The following is a 20,005-nucleotide window of genomic DNA, read 5'->3' on the forward strand; positions in this document are numbered from 1 at the left end:
GGGCCGGGGGCTGAATGCAAAAGACCGCCCGGGGGCGGTCTACAGTGGCCAGCGGGCTGGGGTTCAGACCATGACGGCCTGCTGTGCGTGCGAGGAGCGGCCTAGCTCATCCAGCAATTGATCCAGCCGGGTAATGGCATCGGCAATGGAGCGGGTTTCGGTGGACAGCGAACGGGTGGACTCGCCCACCGCGGTGATGTCGCCGGCAAACTGGGCAAAGCCCTGGTTCTGGCTGCTTTCGGCACGGGAGACTTCCTCCAGCAAGTTGGCCAGCTCGCGGGTTTCCTGAATGATGCCTTGCAGATTCTGCTGTGCCTCTTGGGCATTACTGCGCCCGGCCTGCATCTGGCTGTTGCCGTCGCGCATGGCGATGATGGCCTGATTGGTGCCATCCACAATCAGCTTGATCTTGGTTTCGATGTCCAGCGTGGCGTTCTGGGTGCGTTCGGCCAGCTTGCGCACCTCGTCCGCCACCACGGCAAAGCCGCGTCCCATTTCGCCAGCCCGCGCTGCCTCGATGGCGGCATTGAGTGCCAGCAGGTTGGTCTGGTCGGCAATGTCACGAATCAACTGCACGATGCCGTTGACCTCGGCACTGCGCTGGCCCAGGTCTTCCAGCTTGCTGGCGGCGTGCGAGATGACTTCCCCGGCGCGGCCAAGCTGTAGCACGGCCTGATCCATCACCTGGCCACCGCTGCTGGCCGCATTGCCTGCGGTCTGCGCCAGACGGGTGGCGCTGTCGGACTGGGCGGCGTTCTGGCTGGTGACCACCGCCATCTGCTGCGCCACCACCATCATGTCTTCGGCACGACTGCGCTGGTCGGCCATGGTTTCGGCCATCAGCCCGGTGCTGTCGGCGATATCGCGGCTGGCGCTAGACGCGGCACGGATGGAGCGCGCCACCTGTTCCATCATCTCGCGCATGGCGCGGCTGGCCTGTTCGGACTCGGCGCGTGCCTGTTCCAGCCGCTCCAGGCTTTTTACCTTGGCCTTGTCAAAGGCCATTGCCAGCGACAAAACCACGATGGTAAGGCCGATCAGCGACTTGGCTTGCAGCTTGGGGATTTCGGCGTGATCAATTGGCACCGTTGGTAGGGCACCGGGGTCGGATGAGAGCAAAAAGAACAGGCCGATGGCCAGGATGGTCAGCACCATCCACACCATGCCGGAGCGACGGGTGGACACAAAAATGGCGGTAAACGGAATGGAAGCAAACCACACCACGCTGGTGGACATGATGCCGCCGTTGACATACACCATCCAGCACACCATCACGAACATGCAGCTGGTAATCAGCTCGGCACAAAAACGTAGTGCGCCGGTCAGTTTCAGCAAGAGTGGCGCCAGCAACAAACCCAGCCCGCCCAGTGCAATGCCAGTGCCCATGGCGGGATGATTCAGCATGAAATATTCGATGGAAAACAGCGGGGCAATACAGCCAGCCAGCAGGCCAACCCCTACGGTAGTGCGTGCGCCGATGGCCTGAGCGGGGGATTGGCGAATGGTTTCCGGTATGAACCAGTCGGTAACGGACTTGGCAGTCATGTGGTGAGTTCTCCCTCGTTGCGTCTTGATTTGTAAGTATTGTTTTGATTTTTACGCCAGATTCCTGGCGATTGGCTAATGTAAAACAACCGTTTGAAATCGGCAATCGCGCTATGAGCTGAGTACGTGATAGCTGGCCTGTCAGTGAGTGGGAGCTGTGTATTTTTTGTTCTGCAACGCACAGAAAGACGGTGTGTACAGAATCGTCAGACTATTACTAGCCAGCCATCACCGGCACACGCCGAAAAGTGCCATGGCCATTTGGGAAGGTGCTGATAGGCCAAGCAGCATGGCATTCGCACAATCGGCAGACCATGACAACGTCCCGCTCTCCGATGTTCGGCTGCCACTTGATACCGATTTCCCTGCTTGCACCGCGTAGTCTGGGTAGCGTGCTGCCATTGCTGGCCTGCCTGTGGACGGTGCATGCCCATGCACAAGCTCCATCATCCGTCGCCCAGCCCCCCGTTTCCCCTGAAACCAATGTATCTGCGGCCACGTCCTTGCCGCCGGCAGAACAGCCGTGCTTCCCGATCCGGCAGTTGTTGCTGCAAGGTGCGCTATCCCAACGTTTTCAGTGGTTGTTGACCGCTGCCGCCTGGCCGGATAGCGCCATTGGCCGCTGCCTTGGCAGCCAGGGCATCAGCCTGCTGCAACGGCGCATGCAGAACGCGCTGCTGACCCAGGGCTTTGTCACTTCCCGGGTGTTGGTCAGCCCGCAAAACCTGAGCACCGGACAGCTGGTGTTCACCTTGCTGCCCGGTTTTATTCACCAGATCAAACCTGCTGCCGACAACAGCACTGCAATGCGTACGTTGAATGCCCTGCCAACCGGGCCGGGTGATGTGCTCAATCTGCGCGACATCGAACAAGGGCTGGAAAACCTGCAACGCCTGCCTTCGGTGCAGGCGGACTTCCAGATTGCCCCGGCCAGCGCAGCAGATGCGCCGCCCAATAGCAGCGACGTGCTGGTGCAATGGCGGCAACACAGGCCATACCGCTTGTCATTGCAGCTGGATGATGGTGGCAACCAGGCCACCGGGGTGCTGCAAGGCAGTGCCACGCTGGCGGTGGATCATCTGCTGACTCTCAATGACATGCTCAACCTGTCCCGCAGCCAGGCGCTGGGTGGTGGTCAGGATGGCGAACGGGGCTCTGAAAACAACACCGTCAGCTACAGCCTGCCGCTGGGGTATTGGCTGCTCGGCCTGACACTGAATGATGGCCGTTATCGCCAGTCGGTGGCTGGTGCCTATGAAAGCTATCTGTATCACGGTAAAAGCGAAAACGCGGCCCTTAAGCTGTCGCGCCTGCTATTGCGTGATGCCGACAGCAAAACCGGCTTGAACTTGCAGCTGTGGCAACGCAAGACCAGCAGCTTCATCAACGATGCCGAAATCGACGTGCAGCGCCGTCGCATGGCGGGCTGGGAGGTGGGCGTATCTCACGAAGCGCGTTTGGGTGAGGGCGCATTCAGCGCCAGCCTGAATTACCGGCGTGGAACCGGCGCACGCCGTGCGCAGCCCGCGCCGGAAGAAGCCTTCAACGAGGGCAGCTCCCGCTTGCAGCTATGGCAGGCGGAGGCGCAGCTGGTATTGCCATTTCGTGGCCTGGGACAGGCCTGGCAGTTCAGTTCGGCCTGGCGAGGCCAATACAACCAGACCCCCTTGATTCCGCTGGACCGTTTTGCCATTGGCAGCCGCGACACCGTACGCGGCTACAACGGCGACAACCAGCTCAGCGCCGATCGCGGCTGGCTGTTGCGCAATGAGCTGGGCTGGCAATTCAAAGGGCGAGAAATCTATCTGGCCTACGACCACGGCGAAGTCGGCGGGCAATCGGCGGTCTGGTTACAAGGCCGTCGCCTGAGTGGTGCCACAGTGGGCAGCCGTGGCCAGTTGCTTGGCTTCGACTACGAAGTGTTCATCAGCAAACCCATGCAATACCCCACCCATTTTCGCACCCCCGGCAGCACCGGGGGCTTCTCCCTTGCCTACCGCTTTTGACGCAGCGCCCTGCCTCCGGAGACCTGCACATGAATCGTCACTGCCATCGCCTTGTGTTCAACCCCCTGCGCAATCTGTTGATGCCAGTTGCCGAGCTGGCTGGCAGCCACCAGCGCTCAGCCAGTACACAACCGGGGGCAGGGCAGTCACAGCCATGCTGCTGGAGATGGAGACCGCTGGCACTGGCCTTGCTGTTGCTCAACTTGCCCGGTGCTGCGCTGGCGCAGATTCTGGCCGACCCAGCTGCGCCAGCCGGGCAGCGCCCCACCATCCTCAATACCGCCAGCGGTGCAGTGCAGATCAATATCCAGACCCCTACCGCCGGCGGGGTATCGATGAACCAGTACCGCCAGTTCGACACCACCACGCCGGTCACCATCTTCAATAACGGTCGCAGCGCCAGCCAAACCCAAAGCGCCGGTTGGGTGGCGGGCAACCCGTGGCTGGCCGGCGGTAGTGCCAAAGTCATCGTCAACCAGATCAACAGCGCCAACCCATCACGCCTGAGCGGCACCATGGAAATTGCCGGTGCGCGGGCAGACCTGATTATTGCCAACCCCTCCGGCCTGCGCATAGATGGCGTCACTGTGCTCAATGCCAACCGCAGCACCTTTGCCGCTGCCACGCCGCAGCTAGCTGGCGGGGTAGTGCAAGGTTTCCAGACTGGCAACGGTATGCTGCAGATTAACGGCGCAGGGCTGAACGATAGCGGCAGCGACTACACCACCATCCTGGCCCGCGCCGTACAACTGAATGCCGGGCTGTGGGCGCAGCAACTGCAGCTGAGCACCGGTCAGAACCAGCTGGATGCCACGGGCAAGCTCATCGCTACTGCCACCCCAGCAGCGGGGAGTGGCGGTGCTGCCCCGGCCTACAGCCTGGACGTGGCGGCAATCGGTGGCATGTACGCCGGCAAGATCACCCTGCTGGCTACCGAACACGGCCTGGGCGCACGCAATGCCGGTGAGTTGGTGGCAAGTCAGGGCGATTTGCAGCTGCAAGCGGATGGCCGCCTGATCAACACCGGCCGCATGCTGGCGCAGCAGGGTGGCAGCCTGCATGTGCAAAGCCAGGGGCTGGATAATGGCGGCACCTTGTCGGCCAGCCACAACCTGCACATTGCCAACGGGCCACTGAGCAACAGCGGGCTGATCAATGCCGGGCGCGAACTGCTGCTGAACGCCAGTGACATCCACAACAGCAGCAGCGGCAGCATCAGCGGCCAGCGCTTGCAGATAGACACAGACAGCCTGGACAACGCGGGCCAACTCAGCCAGACCGGCCAGCAGGGCTTGCTGTTGCAGGCGAATGCCTTGCACAGCAGCGGGGTGATGGGCCTGCCGCCCAAATCCAGCACTGCGCCTGAGCTGCCATCCACGCCGGATGACGGTACGGCCACTCCGCCTGCCACAGACAGTACGACAGCACCGGGCGGGGATGCCCCGGTTTACAGCCAGCCCACACCCGCCGAGGTGCTACCCGACGGCACCATCCACGTGACAGGCCTGCTCGACAACAGCGGCAGCCTGCTGGTTAATGGCGGCATCGACCTGAGCCTGCAGCAAGGCTTGCAGAATCACGGCAGCATGCAGCTGCGCACGCTGCAATTGTTCGGGCCTGTGCTGGATAACCGGCAGGGCAAGTTGTATGTCGATCAGGCGCGGATCGACACCGGGGCCATCCACAATCAGGGCGGCACCCTGCTGGCCAAGCACGACATGATTCTGCGCACTGCCACGCTGGACAATGGGCAGGGCAAGCTCGCCGCAGGGGGCGAACTCAGCCTGATGACCGGGCAGCTGGACAACCGTGCCGGTTGGCTGGAAGCCGCCGGGCTGTTGTTCAATGGCAGTGATATCGACAATCGCCAGGGTGGCATCTTTGCCCGCGACATCAGCGCCAACAGCGGCATGGTGGACAACCGTGGCGGTTTGCTGGCCGCCAGCCAAAGCCTGCAACTGGATACGGGCGGACAAACTCTGTGGAATGGCGACAGTGGCAATACGCTGGGTGTGCTCTCCGGCGGCAGGCTGGCCTTGAAAACCGGCGACTTGTTCAACCTGCAGGATGGACGCATGCAAGCCAGTGTGCTGGATATCAACAGCAGCACCCTGCGCAATCAGGCCGGCCTGATCATGGGCGATGCCGTCACCCTGCATGGCGATACGCTGGACAACCAGGCCGGGCTGATTGCCGCCAAATCCAGCCTGTCGCTGGTTGCCGCACAATCCCTGCACAACCAGGGGGAATTACACAGCCTGGGTGATGCCGCACTGCAAGCGGACATCCTGCAACAGCAAGGCGGGCTGACCACGGCCAGTCGCAATCTGACCATCCAGGCCAGGCAACTGAACAGCAGTGGCCAGTTTGTTGCCGGGCAGGATCTCACCCTCAATACCCGGCAAGACCTCACCGTACAGGCCGCTATCCAGGCGGGCAGAAACCTTGTACTCAGCACGACGGGCAAGCTGGATAACCAGTCCAGCCTGCGCGCCGGTGGCAGCGCCAGCATACAGGCAGACAGCATCAGCAATGCCAGCCAGGCCGACATCAGCGCCAGCACGCTGGACCTGCAAGCCACCACCAGCCTGGACAATCAGGGCCTGATAGACGCCGGGGATGCCAGCCTTCTTGCCGGACAAGCCATCAGCAATCGCGGCAGCGGGCGTATTTATGCCGACCGGCTGTTGCTGGTCGCGCCGCTGCTGGACAACACCCCACTGGCCGGGCAAGCACCGGTGATTGCCGCCCGGCAACAACTGGGCATCGCGACCGATCAACTGCTTAATGGCGAAAACGCCCAGATCATCAGCTTGGGTGACATGGTGATAGGTGGCGGCTTTGACAGCAACGGCCAGATCAATCGCCCGACCAGCCTGGTGGACAACAAGTCGGCCAGCATCGAGGCCGGTGGCAATATGCAGATCAGCGCCGACACCGTACGCAATCAGCGGCTGCGGGTGGGCATTAGCCAGCAAAGCAGCATTGACGAAACCGTCACCATGAACCTGCCCGGCTGGAAGCGTAATGGCCACAACGGTGGCGACCTGCGTAACTCGGCCAATTACCGGGCTTCGCAAATTTATTTTGTTGACCCGGCCGACATCATCAGCAACGAGCAGATCATCACCCCGGATGGCAATGTACTGGGCCGCGCGGTGGTCAAACTCAGCCCGCAAACCAGCACCTTCTTCTTTGCCAATGGCCGTGGCTGGGGCATGACCGGTGAGCGCTGGCGCATCAATATCGACCAGCCGCAAACCCAAACCATCTACTACACCCTGCGTCAGGACGGCGTGGCCAACCCGGACCAAAGCCCGGATGGGCTCGACCCCTTCCTGTTGCTGCACGGGCCGGGTGGCACCGGTGGTGCGCCGTACTTCTCTTACCAGACCGACGCCGTCCGTTACGACGCGCAATATGGCAGTTGCAGCCGCAATTGCGTATTGCTGATTACGCCGTATCAGTTGACTGACCCCATCCATACCGTGATTAATCCGACAGGTCTGGGTACCACCGAACCGTATAACGAACTACGCCGCACTGCTCATCACACCGCTAAGGACGACGTGCTAACAGCCGACGCCGGGGCTGCCCCCACCATCCGCGCTGGCGGCAATATGCTGTTGCAGCCGGGCCAGTTGCTGGACAACCAGTACGGTCAGATCAGCGCCGCAGACCAGCTGCAAATAGACGGTGGGGCAGGTAGCCAGATCATCAATACCGCCGCCACGCTGTACCGTAATCACCAGTTTGATGTGCAGATACTCATGTACTCCAGTGGTGGCTTTGCTTTCCCCCGGCCCGACATCCGCGAAACCATAGGCAGCATTGATGCCAGCATCCAGGGCAAGACCAGCCTGGTCATCAACGCTGACACCGTCGCCAATCTGGATCAGGGCCGCCCGGGCCCCAGCCCGATTGCATCGCCCGCTCCCGGCAGCGAAGTGGCCCGGCTCAGCCAAACCAGCAATGGCACGGTACAGCTGGAACCCGGCAGCAATGGCATCCCCGGCAGCGTGCTGACCCAGCCGCCCACCATCCAGTTGCCACGCAGCAGCCTGTACCGCCTGCTGCCCGACGGACCGGCACCATTGCTGGAAACCGACCCCGCGTTGACCAATCGCCAGGCCTGGCTGGGCAGCGATTACCTGCTGGCCGGGCTGTCGCCCGACCCCAATACCTCCCTCAAACGCCTGGGAGATGGTTACTACGAACAACAACTCATCAACCAGCAAATCAGCCGCCTCACCGGCCAAAGCCTGCTGGCAGGCTATGGCGACGGCCAGGCCCAGTTCCGCGCGCTGATGGACAGTGGTAAAACCTTTGCCGCCAGCCACCAACTGGTGCCCGGCGTGGCGCTCACCGCCGCGCAAATGGCTCAGCTCACCAGCGACATCGTCTGGCTGGTCAGCCAAACCGTCACCCTGCCGGATGGCCGCAGCCAGCAAGTGCTGGTGCCACAGGTCTACGTCAAACTCCAGCAAGGCGACCTGGCCCCCAGCGGTGCCATCCTGGCGGCAGACCGGTTGCAACTACAACTGAATGGCGACCTTACCAACCAGGGCAGCATGGCCGGGCGGCAACTGCTCAGCATCAACGCCGACACCATCCACAACCTGGCCGGACGTCTGCAAGGCGGCGACCTGGCCATCCACGCCAACACCGACCTCAACAACCAGGGCGGACGCATTCAGGCCGACCACAGCCTCAGCCTGAGCGCCGGGCGCGACCTGACCAGCGCCAGCACCACCTTCAGCCAACAACACGGCAGCGGCGGCAACACCCTGCAACAAACTGCACTCGACCGTATTGCCGGGCTGTACCTGGGGCAGGGCACCGGCTCCATGCTGCTGGCCGCAGGCCGCAACCTCGACCTCAGCGGCAGCCAGTTGAGCAACCAATCCAGCGGCAGCACCGTGCTGTCCGCCGGACAAGACCTCACACTCGGCACCACCGACACCGCCCAGCAACGCCGCATCACCTGGAATGCCAACAACTGGTCCGCCCAGGCCAGTACCGACCAAACCGGCAGCCGCCTATCCACCCAGGGCGACCTCACCCTGCAGGCCGGGCGCAACCTTGCCGCCACTGCCGCCACCCTCGACAGCGCCCAAGGCCAGGTCCGGCTGCAAGCCGGACAAGACCTCACCCTCGCCAGCGGCCAGCAAACCCAGCAACTGGACTGGCAAAGCCACAGCAGCAAAAAAGGCCTGCTCAGCAGCCGCAGCAGCGACGACAGCTACCAGGGCGCACAAAGCTGGGCCAAGGGCAGCCAAATCAATGCGGGCAATGGTTTGGCACTGCAAGCCGGACAGGATCTCAACCTGCAAGGCAGCCTGTTGACGTCCGCGCAAGGGCAGGCCAACTTGATAGCCGGGCGTGACATCAACATGGAAGCCAGCCAGAACACCGACCGCTATCAGCAACAATCCAGCAGCAGCGACAGCAAGCTGTTCCGCAGCAGTCAGCGTGCAGACCAAAGCAGCGTGGCACGCACCACCCTTAACCCCAGCGAACTGGCTGCCCAGCAAATCAACATCCAGGCCGGGCGCGATCTGAACCTGTCCGCCAGTAATCTGCAAGCCGAGCAAGGCCTCACCGCCAGCGCCCAGCGCGACCTCAACCTCACCACGCAAACCACGCGCGAAACCCGCAGTGCAGCCCACCAGGAAAACAGCCGCGGCTTCAGCTTCAGCTTGCTAAGCGGGCTGCAATATGGTGGCAACCGCGGGCAAGATCTGGGTAACTTTACCGCCACCCAACAAACCGGCAGCACCCTGAGCGGCCAGAACGTTCAACTCAGTGCCGGGCACGATGCCACCCTGCAAGCCGCCACCGTCCTTGCCGACCAGAACCTGCACGTACAAGCTGGCCGCAACGTTAATATCCTGTCCGCCACCAATACCTTGGCCAGCACCAGTCAGGCCAGTTCCAGCAGCAGCGCCTTGGGCTTGCTGCCTGGTGTCGCCCCACGCTGGACACTGTTTGGCACCACCGCCAGCAAAGAAAACGGCACCCAGCCCAGCACCACCCAAAGCACCAGCCTGCTCAGCGCCAACAGCGGCAATCTCACCGTACTGGCCGGAGCTGACAAGCAATACACCGGCACAGGCCAAGGCAATCTGCTCAGCCAGGGAGCCAACCTGCAAGCCAAGCAAACCGCCACCCTGCAAGGCAATGCCGTCACCCTGGACGCCATCACCAACCAGGACAACAGCCAATACCATCAGGAAAGCAAGAGCTTCACCATCGGCAGCCAGCTGTCTGGCAGCGTGGGCAGCGTCATCACCGGCATTTACGACGCCGCCCAGGCCGCCCGTAATACCTCTAACGGCCGTCTGCAAGGCGCACTGGCCCTCAAGGCCGGCTACGATGCCTACAAACTGGCCAATGGCGGCATTGGCACAGCGCTGAAGGCAGAAGACACCATGAATACGCTGAACAAGGCCAGTACCGAAGCCGGTAAAGGTACGGTCAACAACAACAGCGCCGCCTTCGCAGTCAGCGCCACCGTGGGGAGCAATCGCAGCAGCCAGGACAGCAGCAGTAACAGCACCACCCAGCGTGGAACCATCGTCCAGGCAGACACGCTCAATATCATCGCCACCGATGGTAACCTCAGCGCTACCGGGGCCAAGCTGCAAGCTACCGATATCAACCTGTCCGCCAGCAAGGACATCCTGCTGCAAGCAGCTACCAATACCGCCGAAGTCCACAACAAGAACAACTCCAGCAATGCCAGTGCCGGTGCAACCTTCGGCTTCGGCCAGCAAAACGGCATCAGCTTCCAGCTGGGCGTCGGCCAAAGCCAGGGTGTGGCCAATGGCAGTGAAACCACCTACGACAACACCCTGGTCACCGCCAGCAATCAGCTGAACCTGCATAGCGGTAATGACACCACGCTGTTTGGCGCACAGCTGGCCGGCAAAACAGTCAATGCTGATGTGGGTGGCAAACTGGCCATCACCACCCTGCAAGACCAAAGCCAGTACGAAAGCCATCAGTCCTCCAGCGGCTTCGACATCAGCGTCTGCGTGCCGCCCATCTGCTACGGCCAATTCGTCAGCGGCAGCGTCAACCTGGCCGCACAGGACATCAACCACGACTACCAGAGCGCCACCGGCCAAAGCGGCATTGCCGCCGGCAGCGGCGGTTTCAATCTCAATGTCGCTGGCAATACCAGCCTCACCGGCGCGGCCATCACCAGCCAGGCCAGTGCCGAACACAACAAGCTGACGACCGGCAGCCTCAGCTACCAGGATCTGGACAACCACCAGCATACCGATGCCAGCTCCACCAGCATTGGCATCAGCGCAGGCAATGGCAGTACGTTGCTGAGCAATGTCATGAGCAATCTGGCTGCCAATGCACTGGGTAATGCTGGCTTGCCGAAGAATAATGACGAAAGCAGCCAGACCAAGAGCGTCATCAGCCCCACCAGCATCACCATCAGCAGTGGCGATGCAACCAGCAAAACCGCTGCCGACAGCCTCACCAGCCGTGACGCCAGCACAGCCAACGGCGCGCTCACCAACAGCCTGACGCTGCAACAGGCTCAGCAACTGCAGCAAAAGCTCAAAGATACGCAAGACACCATCAAAGCCGCCCAGATCATCGGCAACATCGGCCGCGACATCACCAACAGCATCAGCCAACAAAAACGGGACGAGGCCGATAAAATACTGGCGACCTCCAGCGACCCGGCAGACCGGGCTGCCGCCCTGGCGATGAAACAACAATACGGCACCGGTGGCGACTTCCAGCGCGCCGGCCAGGCCATCAGTGCTGCTATCCAGGGCTTGGTAGGCGGCGACATGAAAGGTGCTGTCACCGACGCTGCCGCGCCCTACCTGGCCCAAGTGGTCAAGCAGATGACCACCGACGCCGACGGCAACACCAACCTGGCCGCAAACGCCATGGCCCACGCCGCCCTGGGCGCACTACTGGCCGCCGCCAAGGGCCAGAACACCACTGCGGGCGCAGTGGGTGGCGGCATCGCCCCGATTACCGCAGACTTGGTGATGAAGCAGCTCTACCCCGGCAAGACGGTAGCCGAGCTGAGCGAAGAGCAGAAGCAAACCGTGGCAGCACTCACCACCCTTACCGGCACGCTGGCAGGGGGCTTGAGTACTGGAAATTCGGCGGGAGCGCTGACGGCGGGGCAGGTGGCGAATAATGAGGTGTGGAATAACTATCTAAGCGTGTCGGAAAAAAGTGCGCTTGAAATGGCAAAGCAAAAACTTAAAAACAGCACAGACCCGGCTGAACGAGTAAAAGCCCAACAAAAAATTGAAGAACTGATCGAGCTTGATGTTAGTAGGGATAAAAAAGTCATTGTAGCTTGTGGCAATGGAGAGGCTGCTAGTGCCGCATGTGCATCGGAACGGCTGAAGATATACCAGGCCAAAGCTGAATATGAAAATACCGGCAGCTATAACTCTAAAGCTAGCCAGCAGTATGGAGATGCTTATGGGCAGCTGATCAATTTGTTAAATATCACAACTGTTGATGCGCAAAATCAGCAACAGATTAGTGATGTAATGATAAACTATGCAATGGAGACTTTTAATGTTGATCATGAAAAGGCACAAGCATACGTTCAAACGGTAGAGGGTGTTCGCATTATACTGGCTTCACTATCGCCAGTGGCGGGCAAGGTGATAACTGATAAATTCAGTTCAATATCGAAAAGTGCGGGATTAGGCTGGGTATCAAGCTCACAAACCAAGGAGGTTAATGCTGCCGAAGTAAATAATTGGTGGAAGTTACAAGGCTACGACCACCCTCCTTACACCCCAGGAACCATGGTTAAAGAAATTAAAATTGCAAATGATACTACATTTGTTCGAGTTTATGATGGTATGGTTTCTCAAAAAGCAGGTGGTTGGATGATGAGGGCTGAGGATATTAAAGGACTAACTGCCAAACAGATTCAGGATAAGTATGCTTTGCCTTCTGTTCCAAAGTACATTGTAGATGTTAAAATTAGTGCTGGGACCACAATACGTTCCGGAGAGGCTAATAATCTTTTTGGCCAGAAGGGAGGTGGGACTCAATATGATCTTATGGGCCAAAGAGTAGGCTCATTTGTAAATGAAAGACCTATAAAGTAAAGGAATTCTGCATATGAAAGTAATCGTAGAAGGCGACAGGGCAATAGTTAACAAAAAAATTATTATTTTTGATCAGAATGTGGATAAATATATTGAGTTAAAAAATGGAGATGTAATTTTTTTGCTGGACATTCCAATGGATTGCAATGAAATAAATAATTTATATTGCTATTCATTTAATGGTAAATTTAAGTGGAGAATAAAACCTAATGAGTTTGAAATTAAAGGACAAAATTGCTGGCCTTATGTTGGGCTTAATATGATTGAGGGGGAATTTTTTGTAGTTGATTTTTATGGAAGACGTTTCTTCTTTGATCCTGAAAATGGTGAAATCATAAGAAGAGATGTTGTTAAATAGTATCAAAGAATTGGTGCAATACTCCCCCAAAAACGGGACGAGGCCGATAAAATACTGGCAACCTCCAGCGACCCGGCAGACCGGGCCGCCGCCCTGGCGATGAAACAACAATACGGCACCGGAGGCGACTTCCAACGCGCCGGCCAAGCCATCAGCGCCGCCATCCAGGGCTTGGTAGGCGGCGACATGAAAGGGGCTGTCACCGACGCCGCCGCGCCCTACCTGGCCCAAGTGGTCAAGCAGATGACCACCGACGCCGATGGCAACACCAACCTGGCCGCCAACGCCATGGCCCACGCCGCGCTGGGCGCACTACTGGCCGCCGCCAAAGGAGACAACCCCACAGCCGGTGCCATCGGCGGCGGCATCGCCCCGATTACCGCAGACTTGGTGATGAAGCAGCTCTACCCCGGCAAGGAGGTAGCCGAGCTGAACGAAGAGCAGAAACAAACCGTGGCAGCACTCACCACCCTCACCGGCACGCTGGCGGGAGGCTTGAGTACTGGAAATTCGGCTGGAGCGGTGACGGGTGGGCAGGTGGCGAATAATGAGGTGTGGAATAACGCACTTTCCGTATCAGATAGAAAGAAACTAAGTGCGGCAGCAGATCAATGCATTAAAGATTCAACGAGTAATCAGTGTGGCGTGGCAAAAGAAATGCTCAAAAAGAACTATGACGACAGTCTGGAAAATGCAATAAAAAATGGTACACCACTACCTATTGATTTAAAAATCATGACTGCGCAGTATTTTTCCGCCAGAAAAGCATCATTAAGCTATAGCTTTTTAGATGAAAATCAAAGTTATACCGCTTCATTTCAGGCTGCCTATGGAATAGGAGGACAGGTTATATGGGATAGTAAAGGTGGGTGGTCAGTATCCCCTGTTGTTGGCCAAGGCATGAGTGGTTTTTGGGGGGTAACCACAAATCACTATGGATCTCCAAGTGGAATTCAGTCTCAAGTGTCTGCAAATGGTGGGGCTCTTGTCTCATTCGGATCAACAACAGGCGTAAGTGAAAGTGGCCCATTTCTCCAGACGCAATTTGGAGTTGGGCTTGGTGAATTTGTGGGCTCAAAGATACAAGGTGGATTTTCAATCCCAATCAAAAATGGAGAAAATAAATGATTTTTATTTTATTAATTTTGATAATTATATTTGGAGCACTTTTCCAAAAGAGACTGTGTGAGATTACTGGCGAAGATTTTCATTGGCTTTGGGCGCCAGATCATACAACATCATCAAAACTACATATCGCATTATTTTTTAAATATTTAAAATACAAAGATGAAAAGCTCAACTTTTATGGTGTAATTGATCAGTTATTGATGTTGTTATTGGTTGTTTTTACATTGATGGATATAGTGCATTAATTAATGCGACTTATTATAAGAGTCTCGCAGCGCGATATGACATGAATATTGCGTTTAATCGTGCACAAGACTTGGCCAGCGGTCGCGCCAACTACAACACCGGGGCCAGCTCTGCCTTCACGGTACAAGGTATTGCACCGGGACAATCCTATGCCACCTATGAACAGCAAAACCAGAAAAATTTCTTGGTATTGGCTGGTATTGCAACCCTGCCTGCCGGAGGCTATGGCCTGTTTGGCTCGGCAGTGGGCGATACCATGTTGGTATCAGGGGGGATTGCCGGTGGTTTTGATGCGGCAGGGCAATATGCACAAAATTGTGCACAAGGGAATTGCAAGATGAGTGCAATCAATCCGGTGCAATCCTTGTTTGCCGCGAATACGGCGATGGTGGCGGGGCCGATGGTGGGGCCTGTGGGAAGTCAGATTTCTTCAATTTTTAGAATGTCTAATTCAGCAGGAGCGACCATGTCGAGTGGTTTTTTTGGTGCTGGGGTTGGTTGTGTGAATACCAGCTTTAATAATGTGTATGGCGAAAGGAATGATAATGCATGGGCCTCTGCCGGGTATGGTGTTGTTTTTGGAGGGGCGGGGCCAGCTATTGGGGCCGGGATGCTTCGTTGGGATGGTTCGCCTTTGAATGCTAGTTATTTAAATAACATAATTTCCAATTTTCCATCATTTTTACCTGTATCGTCAGATTTAAGTGGAGTTGATAGTAAAGGTGGTGTGAAATGAAGGAAATATTAATTAGAGCGATTCGAATAATCGTATTTTTTACGTTTTGGCCAATTGCTTGGTATGTGTCGAGAGCTATTGATCCTAAGCGGTTGCATCATCTTTTTATAGGCTTGTGCTGGCCCGTTTTCGGTTATCAGGCCATTGGGCATGGGTATGAATGGTTGAACTATATATGTGCAGAAACAGGATTGATGTGTGATGGATCTTCGCAGCCAAGACCCGAACTAACTGCATGGCGCTATATGTACGGAACCCCAATATGTATCATACTTTCCCTGTTTATGCTGAATAAATTCAGAATGCGAATGATGACAGTGCGACGCAGGCTGAAACAGCATCGGCAGAACTACGGTCAAGTTGCCACGGCTTCCCGCCGTTGCTTTTGGTGGGTGTGACATCGCTCTTTGATGTTTTGATTGCCAGCATAGTATTAAATTTATAGGGGAATATAGCATGCCTTTTGCACCGGTTTGGCGACGGCTTGTTGCATTTTTTATTGACTGTATTCTACTAGGCCTGCTCTTGATGGTCATCGGTCTTGCTTTTACAGACTGGCTTGCTGTGATCGGTAATTGGGGGCGCCTGATAACATTGTCTTTAGTATTGGTTTACTTTGGCGTTCTTGATAGCTCTGATGGTGGAGGGCGGACATTTGGAAAAAAATTACTCAAGATTGAAGTTCGTGCAACTGATTGTAGTTTGCCTAGCCTTCGGGCAGGCATGATACGCAGTCTGCCAGTCACAGTGATAATCTCTGCGAATGGCATGGTTACCAATATTGTATGGATAGATCTGTTTTTTTCTTTTGCTTGGTCAAGCTTTACGTTGTTGCTGCTTTACATGACAGTTTTCTATCGCAAGCAGGGCCGCTTACCGCAAGACCTGCTTGCAGGGACTGTGGTTGTTAGGGATACGGTTCGGTATTTTGATGTTGCCGACAGTAAGCGTTGCCTGAATATTGGCATGATAGTGTGTGTGCTTATTGCTTTGGTGGCTTTTATTTATAAAATGCGTGATGATGGATCTGAAAGTGCCCGCATTGCATGGCGGGATGTGCAAGAAAAGTTAGATCTAAAAGGCTCCATCTTCAATATTCAAAAACCACTATAAATGACAAGTCGCACTTGACAGTCAATATCATAGTTAATAATAAAAAATTACTTAATGAGGTGGCTGCTGCTCGTATTGCCAATGCCATATTTTTGGGTGGATTTAGTGGTATTACGACCGGAGAGAAACTGACCGTTAATCTGGGGTATGGGTTCAATCTTGGATTGGTGCAAAGTGTAAGTTGGATGCCATTTCATCACACACAAGCAGAGTGGGCTGCACTAATACAGTGAATTTGAAATGGCTTGATTTGTGAGTGAAACAATTCGTACATGTCATTTTCTCCACTTCAGAGCGACGCCGCAAGCATGCAAAACCAACACGCTCTTGTTTTGCTAGCGCTGTTTTCAGCCCTACTCACTGCCTGTCAGTCCGTCGGCGTGCAGTATCCCTTCCCCACTGCAATGGAGCCATCTGCCGAATTACAAGGCAAGGAGGGCGGCATGATCAATACCTTTGATGCTGAAGGGTGCTATGTCGGACGTACCAGTGTGACCGATAAGGTACGTTTACGGGCGGGTGATCCTGTGGTGCTGGCGTATGAAGTGGTGCTGAATGCATCCGCGTACAACACCATCTATAACGTTCCGCCGATCACATGTACTCAGCTGTTCAGCTTTATCCCACAGGCGAATGCCCGCTACGTATTACGTGGTGATATTACCTATGTGGATGGCAAGAATCTGTTTGATAAAACCATTGCCATTCGTAGCTGTGAAACTGGTTTGAAGCAGCGCCTGCAAGATGGCGCATTCATAGATGTACCCGTCACTTATCTGGGCTTACAGCGCAAACGCTGGAACTGTCTGCAAGCCTCTCCACTATTAGATAACCCCCCCTAAACCAACAGCCCGGCTATCCATTTGGCTGCCGGGCTGTTGTTCATGGCAGGCTTAAGCCAGCAATTGCTGTTGTTGCTGCTGCAAACGCAGCAAGCCCTGCATCAGGTGAAGGCGGTAGGCATCAGACGGGTGCAATGCAAGCAATGCCAGCGCCGCCTCCAGCGTCTGGGCCTGTTCCCGTAATGCGGATTCCAGCTGGGCAAAACTATGTACCAAATCCTGCACCGGGCTGCGCAGCGCGGCAAAGCGGTCCTGTTGCAACATGGCTTGCAGCAGCACGATGTGCTGGCGCATCTGAGGTAATACAGCAAGGGGTGGGGGATCAGTCGTCAACATTGCACTCCCTCGAAGTAAACCGTTGCGGGAGGTGCGAACAAATAGATGAGAAATAGCAATCGGCTCCTGATTAAGGTAAGCCTGCCCCCGACGCCAATCGGGGTGGCAGGCACATGGCAGGATTGGCGTACCGTAATCAGGAACGGCGCCTCGTAAGAGGCTCCCACCATGGCCCGCCATAGAAGACGTGCAATGGTGTACGGACGCGACAAAGCATGGGCTTTGACCAAAGTCCGTCTGATTACAGGACGCCAATCCCGATGCCGCTATTGAACGGCACGGAGGGGATTATCTAGTGCAGCGGGTGGGAAGGCAAGAAACATGGGCGCAAAGCTGGGCTGCCAGCTATGGCCTGTCCGGTGCTGTGGCAGGGGCTGTTGTCTTACGCGCTGAAGGGGGAAGTATCTGACCTGTATCGGCCATGGTAAAAAAACAGCCCGGCAAGCAAGGCTTGTCGGGCTGTTTGCCGGCTGATGCGCAGGGTTAGCGCTTGTCGGCCTGAATGGCAGTCAGGGCGATGGTGTAGACAATGTCGTCCACCAGTGCGCCGCGCGACAGGTCGTTTACCGGCTTGCGCAGGCCTTGCAGCATGGGGCCGACGCTGACTACGCCTGCAGAGCGCTGTACTGCCTTGTAGGTGGTGTTGCCGGTGTTGAGGTCCGGGAACACAAACACGGTGGCGCGACCGGCCACGGTGCTGTCCGGGGCCTTTTGGCGGCCTACGGACTCCACGCTGGCAGCGTCGTATTGCATCGGGCCGTCGATTTCCAGGTCCGGGCGCTTTTCCTTGGCAATACGGGTGGCTTCGCGCACTTTTTCCACGTCCGAGCCGCTGCCGGAGCTGCCGGTGGAGTAGGAAATCATCGCGACGCGCGGCGGAATGCCAAAGGCGGCGGCGGAGTCGGCAGACTGGATGGCAATGTCGGCCAGGTCTTCGGCGGTCGGGTCCGGGTTGACAGCACAGTCACCATAAACCAGCACCTGTTCCGGCATCAGCATGAAGAACACGCTGGAAACCAGCTTGGCTTCCGGGGCGGTCTTGATCAGCTGCAGGGCAGGGCGGATGGTGTTGGCGGTGGTGTGTACCGCACCGGAAACCAGCCCGTCCACTTCGCCCAGCGCCAGCATCATGGTGCCCAGTACCACATTGTCTTCCAGCTGTTGCTCGGCCATCGGTGCGTTCAGGCCCTTGCCCTTGCGCAGTTCCACCATGGGCTGGATGTAGTTGCCGCGTACTTCGTTGGGATCGAGGATTTCGATCGAAGCGGGCAGGGTGACGCCCTGGGCTTCGGCGATCTGTTCGATCTCGATGCGGTTGCCGATCAGCACGCAATGGGCGATGCCCTTTTCCTGGCAGATGGCGGCTGCCTTGACGGTGCGCGGCTCGTTGCCTTCCGGCAGTACGATGCGTTTGCCGGCGCGGCGGGCTTTTTCCATCAGCTGGTAGCGGAAGGCCGGTGGCGGCATGCGGTGCTCGCGCGGTGCGCCCACATTGCGCTTGAGCTTGTCGGCATCCAGATGCTCGGCGACAAAGTCGATCACCCGCTCCATGCGTTCCAGGTCGTCCGCTGGCACCTGGCGGCTCATATTGCTGAGGAAGCTGGCAGTTTCGAAGGTGTTGTGGGTGGTGGACATTACCGGCAGGCCGCTGGTGAAGGCCTGGTGGCAAAGTTGCTGGATGCGCGGATCGGGCAGCGAGTCGCAGGTCAGCAGCAGGCCGGCCAGCGGCACGCCATTCATGGCGGCCATGGAAGTGCCCAGCACGATGTCTTCGCGATCGCCGGCGGTGACAATCAGCGCACCTGGCTTGAGCAGATGCACCACATTGGGTACGGTGCGCGCGGTCACCGCCATGCTGCGTACGCGGCGACGGCTGATTTGCCCGGCGTGCAGCACGCGTGCCTGCATGTAGTGGGCTACGTCCAGCGTGCGCGGGGCCAGCAGCTCTGGCTCGTTGGGGATGGCACCTATCATGGGCAGGCGGTTTTTCTGCAGCAGATGGCCAGCTTCCTGAATCTCCATCGCCAGTTGCTGGGCGTTTTGCTCCTTGGGCAGACGGTTCAGGATGTAACCCGCCACGTGGCCGGGCTGGGCACCAAAGGCTTGTACGCTCAGCTCCAGCTGTTCGGCAATTTCATGGCTGGCAAGCTTGTCGGCAGCAGTCACCAGAATGGTCTGCGCCTGCAGGTTGCGGGCAATCTTGGTGTTGAGGAAGGTGGAGAACACCTGTTTCTGGTCCGGTACCAGGCCTTCCACAATCATCAGGTCCACATTGTGCGAGGCCTGCTGGTAGAGCGAGACCACTTCTTCCATCAACTGGTCGATTTCGCCCTGCGATAGCAGGTGCTCCACCCGTTCCATGGCCAGTGGTTCTGGCGGGTTGAGGTGGCAGATGGCGCGGGCGAAGTGGGTGGAGCGCTCCGGCGAGCTGTCCGCCCCCTGGGCGATGGGTTTGACAAAACCCACGCGCAGGCCGGATTGCTCCAGCGCGCGGATCATGCCCAGAGCTACCGAGGTGAGTCCGGCATCAAAGCCGGTCGGTGCCAGGAAAAAAGTATGCATGCTTCTGACTCTTTCTT

Annotated in this window: 12 protein-coding genes; 9 read left to right on the top strand and 3 right to left on the bottom strand. The window is 57.3% G+C overall.

The window, feature by feature from the left end; genetic code table 11:
• Window positions 1–63: 63 nt before the first annotated feature.
• On the bottom strand, window positions 64–1,545 hold the full coding sequence (locus GSR16_RS07970; protein WP_159876202.1) for a methyl-accepting chemotaxis protein: 1,482 nt from the start codon (window positions 1,543–1,545) through the stop codon (window positions 64–66).
• 314 nt (window positions 1,546–1,859) lie between these two features.
• Here GSR16_RS07970 and GSR16_RS07975 point away from each other — a divergent pair, with 314 nt between their 5' ends.
• The 9 genes from GSR16_RS07975 to GSR16_RS08015 all read left to right on the top strand — a co-directional run bounded on the left by GSR16_RS07975 (window position 1,860) and on the right by GSR16_RS08015 (window position 17,090).
• Window positions 1,860–3,551 carry a ShlB/FhaC/HecB family hemolysin secretion/activation protein gene (locus tag GSR16_RS07975; RefSeq protein WP_159876204.1) on the top strand — a complete coding sequence of 564 codons (1,692 nt, stop codon included), beginning with the start codon at window positions 1,860–1,862 and terminating at the stop codon, window positions 3,549–3,551.
• A gap of 29 nt (window positions 3,552–3,580) precedes the next feature.
• Complete coding sequence (locus GSR16_RS07980; protein WP_159876206.1) at window positions 3,581–12,667, top strand: hemagglutinin repeat-containing protein; 9,087 nt, start codon at window positions 3,581–3,583, stop codon at window positions 12,665–12,667.
• A 13-nt stretch (window positions 12,668–12,680) separates the two neighbouring features.
• A complete protein-coding gene (locus tag GSR16_RS07985) occupies window positions 12,681–13,025 on the top strand; it encodes a DUF7957 family protein (protein WP_159876208.1) in 345 nt (114 codons plus the stop codon).
• A gap of 99 nt (window positions 13,026–13,124) precedes the next feature.
• Window positions 13,125–14,153, top strand: a complete 1,029-nt coding sequence (locus tag GSR16_RS07990) for a VENN motif pre-toxin domain-containing protein (RefSeq protein WP_159876210.1) — start codon at window positions 13,125–13,127, stop codon at window positions 14,151–14,153.
• Complete coding sequence (locus GSR16_RS07995; RefSeq protein WP_159876212.1) at window positions 14,150–14,398, top strand: hypothetical protein; 249 nt, start codon at window positions 14,150–14,152, stop codon at window positions 14,396–14,398. The genes GSR16_RS07990 and GSR16_RS07995 overlap by 4 nt, the downstream gene beginning before the upstream one ends.
• Before the next feature lie 41 nt (window positions 14,399–14,439).
• Complete coding sequence (locus GSR16_RS08000) at window positions 14,440–15,135, top strand: hypothetical protein (RefSeq protein ID WP_159876214.1); 696 nt, start codon at window positions 14,440–14,442, stop codon at window positions 15,133–15,135.
• 456 nt (window positions 15,136–15,591) lie between these two features.
• A complete protein-coding gene (locus tag GSR16_RS08005) occupies window positions 15,592–16,248 on the top strand; it encodes an RDD family protein (RefSeq protein WP_159876216.1) in 657 nt (218 codons plus the stop codon).
• 14 nt (window positions 16,249–16,262) lie between these two features.
• Window positions 16,263–16,481: a hypothetical protein gene (locus GSR16_RS08010; RefSeq protein ID WP_159876218.1), complete on the top strand. Its 219-nt coding sequence runs from the start codon at window positions 16,263–16,265 to the stop codon at window positions 16,479–16,481.
• Window positions 16,482–16,520: 39 nt separating this feature from the next.
• On the top strand, window positions 16,521–17,090 hold the full coding sequence (locus GSR16_RS08015; RefSeq protein ID WP_159876220.1) for a hypothetical protein: 570 nt from the start codon (window positions 16,521–16,523) through the stop codon (window positions 17,088–17,090).
• A 51-nt stretch (window positions 17,091–17,141) separates the two neighbouring features.
• On the opposite strand, the gene GSR16_RS08020 is transcribed toward GSR16_RS08015, so the two are convergent.
• Window positions 17,142–17,384, bottom strand: coding sequence for a hypothetical protein (locus GSR16_RS08020; RefSeq protein ID WP_159876222.1), 243 nt, complete (start codon window positions 17,382–17,384; stop codon window positions 17,142–17,144).
• A gap of 525 nt (window positions 17,385–17,909) precedes the next feature.
• A complete protein-coding gene (gene pta / locus GSR16_RS08025) occupies window positions 17,910–19,988 on the bottom strand; it encodes a phosphate acetyltransferase (protein WP_159876224.1) in 2,079 nt (692 codons plus the stop codon).
• Window positions 19,989–20,005 lie beyond the last annotated feature (17 nt).

The sequence above is a fragment of the Aquitalea denitrificans genome, from assembly GCF_009856625.1.
GTDB classification, from domain to species: domain Bacteria; phylum Pseudomonadota; class Gammaproteobacteria; order Burkholderiales; family Chromobacteriaceae; genus Aquitalea; species Aquitalea denitrificans.

Coding starts and splice junctions, on each gene's coding strand:
- GSR16_RS07970 (WP_159876202.1), bottom strand. CDS start 1,545: ATGACTGCCAAGTCCGTTACCGACTGGTTCATACCGGAAACCATTCGC.
- GSR16_RS07975 (WP_159876204.1), top strand. CDS start 1,860: ATGACAACGTCCCGCTCTCCGATGTTCGGCTGCCACTTGATACCGATT.
- GSR16_RS07980 (WP_159876206.1), top strand. CDS start 3,581: ATGAATCGTCACTGCCATCGCCTTGTGTTCAACCCCCTGCGCAATCTG.
- GSR16_RS08015 (WP_159876220.1), top strand. CDS start 16,521: ATGTCATTTTCTCCACTTCAGAGCGACGCCGCAAGCATGCAAAACCAA.
- GSR16_RS07990 (WP_159876210.1), top strand. CDS start 13,125: ATGAAACAACAATACGGCACCGGAGGCGACTTCCAACGCGCCGGCCAA.
- GSR16_RS08005 (WP_159876216.1), top strand. CDS start 15,592: ATGCCTTTTGCACCGGTTTGGCGACGGCTTGTTGCATTTTTTATTGAC.
- GSR16_RS07995 (WP_159876212.1), top strand. CDS start 14,150: ATGATTTTTATTTTATTAATTTTGATAATTATATTTGGAGCACTTTTC.
- pta (WP_159876224.1), bottom strand. CDS start 19,988: ATGCATACTTTTTTCCTGGCACCGACCGGCTTTGATGCCGGACTCACC.
- GSR16_RS08020 (WP_159876222.1), bottom strand. CDS start 17,384: ATGCGCCAGCACATCGTGCTGCTGCAAGCCATGTTGCAACAGGACCGC.
- GSR16_RS08000 (WP_159876214.1), top strand. CDS start 14,440: ATGAATATTGCGTTTAATCGTGCACAAGACTTGGCCAGCGGTCGCGCC.
- GSR16_RS07985 (WP_159876208.1), top strand. CDS start 12,681: ATGAAAGTAATCGTAGAAGGCGACAGGGCAATAGTTAACAAAAAAATT.